Here is a 7,593-nt window from a genome sequence, read left to right as displayed (position 1 = left end):
CCTCGGCGCATACAGAAGGGTGGGGGATGAAAGCGGGAGCGGATTCGGGAACCGATACGAATGCGGATGCGGGGAGACCTGACGCGCGCAGCGCGTCAGGTCTCCCCGCATCCGCATTCGTATCGGTTCCCGAATCCGCTCCCGCTTTCATCCCCCACCCTTCTGTATGCGCCGAGGAGCGCAGGGCCAGACGGATCAGGGCGAGCGATTGTCTGAGCCGAAGGCGAGTTCGAGCTCGACCCCGGCTGGACCGAGCACCGCAGGTTGCCCGCAGCGAAGCGAAGGGACGCAGACAGCAGGGTCGCCTTTTCTTTTGCTTACTTTTCTTTTGGCGACGCAAAAGAAAAGTGAGTTGCCGCCGGGCAACCCCCGGCTTGTTGGAAGACCCACAACCGAACAAGCTTGCACAAGCTCAGCCCGAACGATGAAAGGAGTGGCGTTGGAGGATCACCTGCATGGATCCCGGATCAAGCCCGGGATGACAAGTCACGAAATTTTTGCTATTAAATCAATAGCTATTGGCGCCGGAACGCAAAGGGCAAACGGCATTTTTCATGCGTAAAAATGGATAAATACCGTCCTCCACCGCCCCCGAGATTTACCATAACCCCATGCCCACCACCCACCTCCTCTACCTCCACGGCTTCCGCTCCTCCCCCCAATCCACCAAAGCCCGGCAAGTCGCCGCCTGGATGCAAAAACACCACCCCGACGCCCTCTGGTGGTGCCCGCAACTGCCCCCGTCGCCAAAAAAAGCCATGCAGATGGTGACCGAAGGTGTGGCCGGCTGGCCGCGTGCTTCGATGGCGGTGATGGGCTCGTCGCTGGGCGGGTTTTACGCCACGCATGTGGCCGAAAGCTGCGCCTGCAAGGCGGTTCTACTCAACCCGGCCGTTCACCCAGCACGCGACCTAGCCAAATACATCGGTGAGCAGACCGCCTGGCATGACCCGAATGAACGTTTTTTCTTCGAGCCCGGTTTTGTCGACGAACTGCGCGCCCTGGAACACGGGCCCGTGGCCCGGCCGGGGAACTACTTCGCCGTCATAGCCAAAGGCGACGAGGTGCTGGACTGGCGAGAAATGACGGGCAGATACCCCGGCGTTCGCATCAAACTGCTGGAAGGTGGCGACCATGCGATCAGCGACTTCGACCGGCATCTGCCGGAAACCATGGCATTCCTCGCCTTGGGCTGAAGGGCCGCCTGAGGGCTGGCTGATTACACTAGCCAGAGTAACCAAAGGATGTTGTTTTGTTTGTATTGTTTGAAGAGGCTGGCAAGTTTCTGGCCGGCCGCATTTTGTCCGAGGCTGATACCTCCCTGCAGGTGGAGCTGGACTCGGGAAAACGGGTCAAGGTCAAGGCAGCCAATGCGCTGCTGAAGTTTGAAAAACCGGCCCCTGCCCAGCTGACAAGCGCCGCCCAGGCCCTGAGCCAGGAGATCGAGCTGGACCTGGCGTGGGAGTTCGCCAGCGAGGAAGACTTCGGTTTTGCCGACCTGGCGCGCGATTACTTCAGTGCCGACCCATCGAAGCCGGCCTCGACCGAGCAGCAGGCCGCAGCACTGTTTCGCCTGTTCGAGGCGCCGCATTACTTCAGGCGCGCCGGCAAAGGCCGCTTCAGGAAAGCACCGGCCGAAATTCTTCAGCAGGCACTTGTCGCCATCGAAAAGAAAAAGCAGGTCATCGCGCAAATCAGCGCCTGGGCCGAAGAGCTGGTGCAGGGCCAGTGCCCGGCGCCGGTGCGCGAGCAGCTCTACAAAATTTTGTTCAAGCCGGACAAGAACAGCCCCGAATACAAGGCCGTGGTCGAGGCCTCGCGCACCGCCCACAAGGCACCGCTGGACCTGCTGCAGCAGGCCGGCGCCATTGCCTCGCCTTACCAGTTCCACTGGAAACGCTTTCTGTTCGAGAATTTCCCCAAGGGCACGGGCTTTCCGGCTGTGCAGGCACCGGCGATCAGCGAAGACTTGCCGCTGGCGGATGTGCGGGCGTTTTCCATCGACGACTCCAGCACCACGGAAATTGACGACGCGTTGTCAGTGCAAGGGCTCGGCAGCGGCACGGTCACGATGGGCATCCACATTGCGGCTCCAGGGCTGGCGGTGTTGCCGGGCAGCCCGGTAGATGCGGTGGGGCGCGCGCGGCTGTCCACCGTCTACATGCCGGGCTACAAGCTCACCATGCTTCCCGACGAGGTGGTCCAAAGCTACACCCTGCAGGAAGGGCGCAATTGCCCCGCCCTGTCGCTGTATGTCACGCTCGACGAAGCCACTCTGGAGATTCGCGAAACAGCAACAAAACTGGAGCAGGTGCCGATTGCAAGCAACCTACGCCACGACAAACTGGATGCTGTGTTCACAGAGGCTTTTTTTGAAGCGGCAGAAACCGGCGCAACGCCTGCCGATGTGGCCTGGGGGGTCGAGCTCGGCTTTCTGCACAGGCTGGCCCGGCACCTGAAAGCCCGGCGCGAGGTGGTGCGCGGCAAGCCTGAAAACTTCAACCGGCCCGACTACAACTTCAGCCTGGACAACCCCTCCGGCAAGGAGCCCGAAGGCAACGAGCCGGTCAGCATCAGCATTCGAAAGCGCGGCGCGCCGCTGGACCTGATCGTCGCCGAAGCCATGATTCTGGCCAACAGCACCTGGGGCGAATGGCTGGCCACGCACGGCGTGCCCGGCATTTACCGCAGCCAGGCCAGTCTGGCGCCGGGCGTCAAGGTGCGCATGGGCACCAAGGCGCTTCCGCATGCGGGCATTGGCGTCAAAAGTTACGCCTGGGCCACCTCACCACTGCGCCGCTACGTCGACCTCGTCAATCAATGGCAGATCATTGCCTGCGTCAAAAACGGCCGCACGGCTGCGCTGGTGGCTCCCTTCAAGCCCAAGGATGCGGAACTGTTTTCCATCATCTCGGGTTTTGACGGTGCCTACAGCGCCTACAACGGCTTCCAGGCGGGTATCGAGCGTTACTGGACACTCAAGTACCTGCAGCAAAACCAGATCACCGAATTGACGGCCACGGCCTTCAAGGACAACCTGGTACGCGCCGACGACCTGCCGCTGGTGCTGCCAGCTGCAGGCGCCCAAGGTTTGCCGCGCGGCGCCAAGGTGCGCATCCGCCTGGGCGACATCGACGAAATCACGCTCGACGTCAACAGCACGGTGATCGAGCGCCTCGATGTGGTGGTGGACGATGCTGCCGCCGAACAGGTGGACGAAGAAGACAACGAATCGGAAATCGCCGCTGGTCCGATCTCCATTGCCGTCGATCTGAACGAGCCCGCCGACGAGCCCCCCGTGACAGCTGCTTAGCACCGATAATCCTGTCCTGTGAAGTCACCCAGTACCCTGCAAATCGCCCTGGGCGTTTCAATCGCCGTGCATGCGGTCCTTTTGACCGTGCGGTTTGTCGATCCGGAACGTTTTAACCGCATCTTTCAGGACACGCCGCTGGAGGTGATCCTGGTCAACGCAAAAAGCAATGAACGCCCGGACCAGGCCAAAGCCATCGCGCAGACATCGCTGGCCGGCGGCGGAGAAGCAGAGACCGGCCGGGCCACCAGCCCCCTGCCCCCCTCGGCGCTCACTGAACTCGGCGACGCGAGTGAAGACGCCCAGCGAAAGGTCGATGCCATGCAGGAGCAGCAGACGCTGCTGCTGGCACAGCTCAAGAAGCAACTTGCAGCCATGCCACCGCCCGACCCGAAAGTACCCACCTCCGACCCGACGCAGGTTGAGCGCGAAGAAAAACGCAAACAGCTGATCAAGATCCTGGCGGAGATCGAACGGCGCATCAACGATGAAAATTCGCGCCCCAAGAAGCGCTACATCAGCCCAGCAACGCGCGAAGAGGTCTATGCGGTCTATTACGACACGCTGCGCCGGAAGATTGAGGAAAAGGGCACGGTCAATTTCCCCGAAATGGCAGGCAAGAAGCTGTATGGCGAACTCACCATGATTCTCACCGTCAACTTTGACGGGCGTGTCCTGTCCACCGAAATAGCCGAGACCTCAGGCAACCTCACACTGGACCGCCGTGCACAGAGCATTGCGCGCAGCACCGGCCCGTTTGACCGTTTCAGCGATGCCATGCGCCGCAAAGCTGACCAGATTGTGGTGGTGTCCCGTTTCAAGTTCACGCGCGACGAAACGCTGGAAACCAGGCTCACCGAGAGATAAGCGCCCATGGATCACTATTGCGTCCTCGGCAATCCGGTTGAACACAGCAAATCCCCGGGCATCCACGCGCGTTTTGCAGAACTGACCGGGCAGGCAATCACCTACACCAAGCTGCTGGCGCCGCTGGACGATTTTTCCGGCACGCTGCAGCGTTGGATAGCCGGCGGCGGACGCGGGTGCAACGTGACCGTTCCTTTCAAGTTCGAAGCATTCCAGCAGGCCACCACCACCACCGAACGCGCTCAACTGGCGCAGGCAGCCAACACCCTCAGGTTCGATGGCACGCATATCGCTGCCGACAACACGGACGGCGTGGGTCTGGTGAACGATATCCAGCACAACGCAGGCATCAGCCTGGCCGGGCGCGACCTGCTGTTGCTGGGCGCCGGCGGGGCCGCAGCCGGTGTGCTGGGCCCCCTGCTGGCTGCGGGGCCGCGCCGCCTCGTGGTGGTCAACCGCACCCACGCACGCGCAGCCGAGCTGGTGGCGCGTCACGCCGCCCATCCTTCGGTGCAACATCTGCTACAAAAAACAGAGCTACTTGCTCAGGAACAGCAAGGGCTTGAGGCCAATTTCGATGTGATCATCAACGCCACAGCAAGCAGCCTCAGCGGTGTCGCCATCACACTGGACCCACGCCTGCTCAAGCCTGGCGCGTTGGCGTACGACATGATGTACGGAGCGGCCGCACAGGGTTTTGCAGACTGGGCGCGTGCGCATGGCGCCGTGCCACGCGATGGCCTCGGCATGCTGGTTGAGCAGGCCGCGGAAGCTTTCCTGTTCTGGCGCGGCGTGCGTCCGCCCTCGGCCCAGGTCCTGCAGGAAATGCGGCAAGCGCAAAAGGCGCACGCATGAAAGCCGCGCTGCGCTGGATCCTGCTGGTGCTGTTTGCAGGCATGGCCGTTCAGCTCTATTTCGTTGCCCGCATTGCCTTGATGGCCGTGGTCGATCCGCAGTCCACTTCTTTCCAGCGCTCGGAGGCCTGGCGCGTGACCACCGAAAAAGGCGAACTCAAGTGGCGCCAGCAATGGGTGCCGTATGCCGAGCTGTCCAGCAACCTCAAACGGGCCGTCATCGCCTCCGAAGACGCCACCTTTGTCGAACATGAAGGCGTGGACCTGGAAGCGCTGGAAAAAGCCTGGGACAAAAATACCAAGGCCGAGCAACGCGCAGAGAAAACAGCCAGCCGGCTGTCCAGCCGCGCAGCGCCTTCCGCTCCCGCCAAGCCGCCCAAGATAGTGGGAGGCTCCACGATCACGCAACAACTCGCCAAAAACCTGTTCCTCTCGGGCGAACGGACCCTGATGCGCAAAGGCCAGGAACTGGTGCTCACCCTGCTGCTGGAATCCTTGCTGAGCAAACAACGCATCCTGGAGATCTACCTCAACAACGTGGAGTGGGGAGAAGGTGTGTTCGGCGCGGAAGCGGCTGCCCAGCATTACTTCCGCAAGCCGGCGGCCAGACTGAGCGCCTATGAAGCCGCACGCCTGGCCGTCATGCTGCCGCGGCCACGGTACTTCGAGACAAGGCCCGGCTCGGGCTACCTGGCGTCCCGCGCTTCCACCATTGCCGCGCGCATGGGCGGCGTGGAGGTGCCATGATGAACAGCCGAGGAACAAACGATCGCACTCCCAGATCAGCCAGGGCCGCGGAACCGGCTTCGCCGGGCCGCAGGCGCAGCGCCCCCAAGGGGCTGGAGCCTGCGGCTCCAAAGCTGCTTGAGCAGTTTTGGACGGGCGACAGAGGCGAAGCGTCTCGCGAGCCGCGGCCTGCAAGGCCTCGAGAGCGACACGCAGTGCGCGAACGTGGGGGCTCACAATGTTAGCGAAGCTAATGAGCCTGTTTTTGCTCGGCCTGATCCGTGCCCTGACCGGCGCCCAGGCCCGCTGGCAGGGTTGTCCGCCCAAAGCCGAGCAACGCATCTACTTTGCAAACCACCAAAGCCATGCCGATCTGGTGCTGATCTGGGCCGCCCTGCCCCAGGAGCTGCGCAGCATCACGCGGCCCATCGCCGCAAAAGACTACTGGACCAAAACACCTTTCAAACAGTGGATCACCACCGCGGTGTTCAATGCCATATATGTGGATCGCGTCAAAACCGGTGACCAGGACCCGCTGGAACCCCTGATCGATGCGCTGCAAAGCGGTGACTCCATCATTCTGTTTCCCGAGGGCACGCGAGGCAACCAGGAAGAGCCGCAGGCTTTCAAGTCCGGGCTGTACAACCTGGCGTTGAAGTTTCCGCAAGTCGTGCTGGTGCCGGCATGGATCAACAACGTACAACGCGTCATGCCCAAAGGGGAGGTTGTGCCCGTGCCGATCCTGTGTTCGGTCACTTTCGGCGCGCCGATCACCATTGCTGAAGGTGAAGACCGCAGCAGCTTCCTGGTTCGGGCCCGTGAGGCCGTCGTCGCGCTCAAGGACTCCTGATGAGCAACTTTTTGCGCAACCTCAGCCCGTCCCACCAGGTTGGCCTGCTCTTCGTCATTGTCTTTGGCCTGCTGACCGCCGCCACGATTGCAGCTTTGGTCATGTCGCTGCGCGATGACGGCGAAAACGAAATCCGCACACAGGACATCCGGGAACTGGGCAGCCTGCTCAACACGTCGTGGATCATGTGCACGGTGTTCTGGATCGGTTGGGCGCTGGGTGACACCGTGGCCACGTTGCTGTTTGCGTTGGTGGCTTTTTTCGCGCTGCGCGAATTCATCACACTTTCGCCGACGCGCCACGGCGACCACCGCAGCCTCGTACTCGCCTTTTTTGTGGTTCTGCCGGCGCAGTTCTGGCTGGTGATGACCGAGCACTTTGACCTGGTGACCGTGTTTATCCCCGTTTACGTGTTCCTCGCCATTCCGGTGGTGAGTGCGCTGGCCAACGACCCGCAGCGATTTCTGGAACGCAATGCCAAGCTGCAGTGGGGCATCATGGTCTGTGTCTATGGCATCAGCCACGTGCCGGCCCTGTTGCTGCTGGACTTTCCGCGCTATGTCGGGAAAAGCGCTTTTCTGGTCTTCTTCCTGGTGTTTGTCGTGCAGACCGGCATGCTGGTGCAGCACCTGGCGGCCCGCAAATGGCCGCGCCCGCCCACCGCCCCGCAGGTCAGCCAAAGCTTTCACTGGAGCAGCTGGCTGATGGGTCTGGCTGTGGGTGGGTTTGTCGGCGGCCTGATGTCGGGCCTGACGCCTTTCAAGCCGGCCCAGGGCGTGGCCATGGCATTGATTGCCTGCGTCGCCGGCTCACTCGGCCACCTGGTGATGAAGGCCCTCAAGCGCGACCGGGGCATTACCAACTGGGGCAGCGAAGGCAAGTCGGTCACCGGGGCCAGCGGCCTGCTGGACCGGGTGGACGCTCTGTGTTTTGCCGCACCGGTCTTTTTTCATTCGGTTCGATGGTATTTCGGGCTCTAGCCC

7 protein-coding genes are annotated in these 7,593 nt (G+C 61.9%); all 7 read left to right on the top strand.

Annotation, left to right across the window (positions count from 1 at the left end; all coding sequences use genetic code 11):
- Nucleotides 1-611: 611 nt before the first annotated feature.
- The 7 genes from B0B52_RS06670 to B0B52_RS06635 all read left to right on the top strand — a co-directional run bounded on the left by B0B52_RS06670 (nt 612) and on the right by B0B52_RS06635 (nt 7,590).
- Nucleotides 612-1,196 (top strand): YqiA/YcfP family alpha/beta fold hydrolase, encoded by a 585-nt coding sequence (locus B0B52_RS06670; protein WP_077592829.1) that lies wholly within the window; start codon nt 612-614, stop codon nt 1,194-1,196.
- 56 nt (nt 1,197-1,252) lie between these two features.
- Nucleotides 1,253-3,313: a ribonuclease catalytic domain-containing protein gene (locus B0B52_RS06665; RefSeq protein ID WP_077592828.1), complete on the top strand. Its 2,061-nt coding sequence runs from the start codon at nt 1,253-1,255 to the stop codon at nt 3,311-3,313.
- An 18-nt stretch (nt 3,314-3,331) separates the two neighbouring features.
- Nucleotides 3,332-4,180 carry an energy transducer TonB gene (locus tag B0B52_RS06660; protein ID WP_077592827.1) on the top strand — a complete coding sequence of 283 codons (849 nt, stop codon included), beginning with the start codon at nt 3,332-3,334 and terminating at the stop codon, nt 4,178-4,180.
- A gap of 6 nt (nt 4,181-4,186) precedes the next feature.
- Nucleotides 4,187-5,035, top strand: a complete 849-nt coding sequence (gene aroE / locus B0B52_RS06655) for a shikimate dehydrogenase (RefSeq protein ID WP_077592826.1) — start codon at nt 4,187-4,189, stop codon at nt 5,033-5,035.
- Nucleotides 5,032-5,781, top strand: coding sequence for a transglycosylase domain-containing protein (locus B0B52_RS06650; protein ID WP_077592825.1), 750 nt, complete (start codon nt 5,032-5,034; stop codon nt 5,779-5,781). Before aroE ends, B0B52_RS06650 begins: the two co-directional genes overlap by 4 nt.
- Before the next feature lie 217 nt (nt 5,782-5,998).
- A complete protein-coding gene (locus B0B52_RS06640) occupies nt 5,999-6,610 on the top strand; it encodes a 1-acyl-sn-glycerol-3-phosphate acyltransferase (protein WP_077592823.1) in 612 nt (203 codons plus the stop codon).
- Nucleotides 6,610-7,590, top strand: a complete 981-nt coding sequence (locus B0B52_RS06635; protein ID WP_077592822.1) for a phosphatidate cytidylyltransferase — start codon at nt 6,610-6,612, stop codon at nt 7,588-7,590. The genes B0B52_RS06640 and B0B52_RS06635 overlap by 1 nt, the downstream gene beginning before the upstream one ends.
- Nucleotides 7,591-7,593: the final 3 nt, after the last annotated feature.

Source organism: Polaromonas sp. A23, from assembly GCF_002001015.1.
GTDB lineage: Bacteria > Pseudomonadota > Gammaproteobacteria > Burkholderiales > Burkholderiaceae_C > Polaromonas.
This window is presented reverse-complemented; position numbering and strand designations above follow the sequence as displayed.

Coding starts and splice junctions, on each gene's coding strand:
- B0B52_RS06635 (WP_077592822.1), top strand. CDS start 6,610: ATGAGCAACTTTTTGCGCAACCTCAGCCCGTCCCACCAGGTTGGCCTG.
- B0B52_RS06640 (WP_077592823.1), top strand. CDS start 5,999: ATGTTAGCGAAGCTAATGAGCCTGTTTTTGCTCGGCCTGATCCGTGCC.
- B0B52_RS06670 (WP_077592829.1), top strand. CDS start 612: ATGCCCACCACCCACCTCCTCTACCTCCACGGCTTCCGCTCCTCCCCC.
- B0B52_RS06650 (WP_077592825.1), top strand. CDS start 5,032: ATGAAAGCCGCGCTGCGCTGGATCCTGCTGGTGCTGTTTGCAGGCATG.
- aroE (WP_077592826.1), top strand. CDS start 4,187: ATGGATCACTATTGCGTCCTCGGCAATCCGGTTGAACACAGCAAATCC.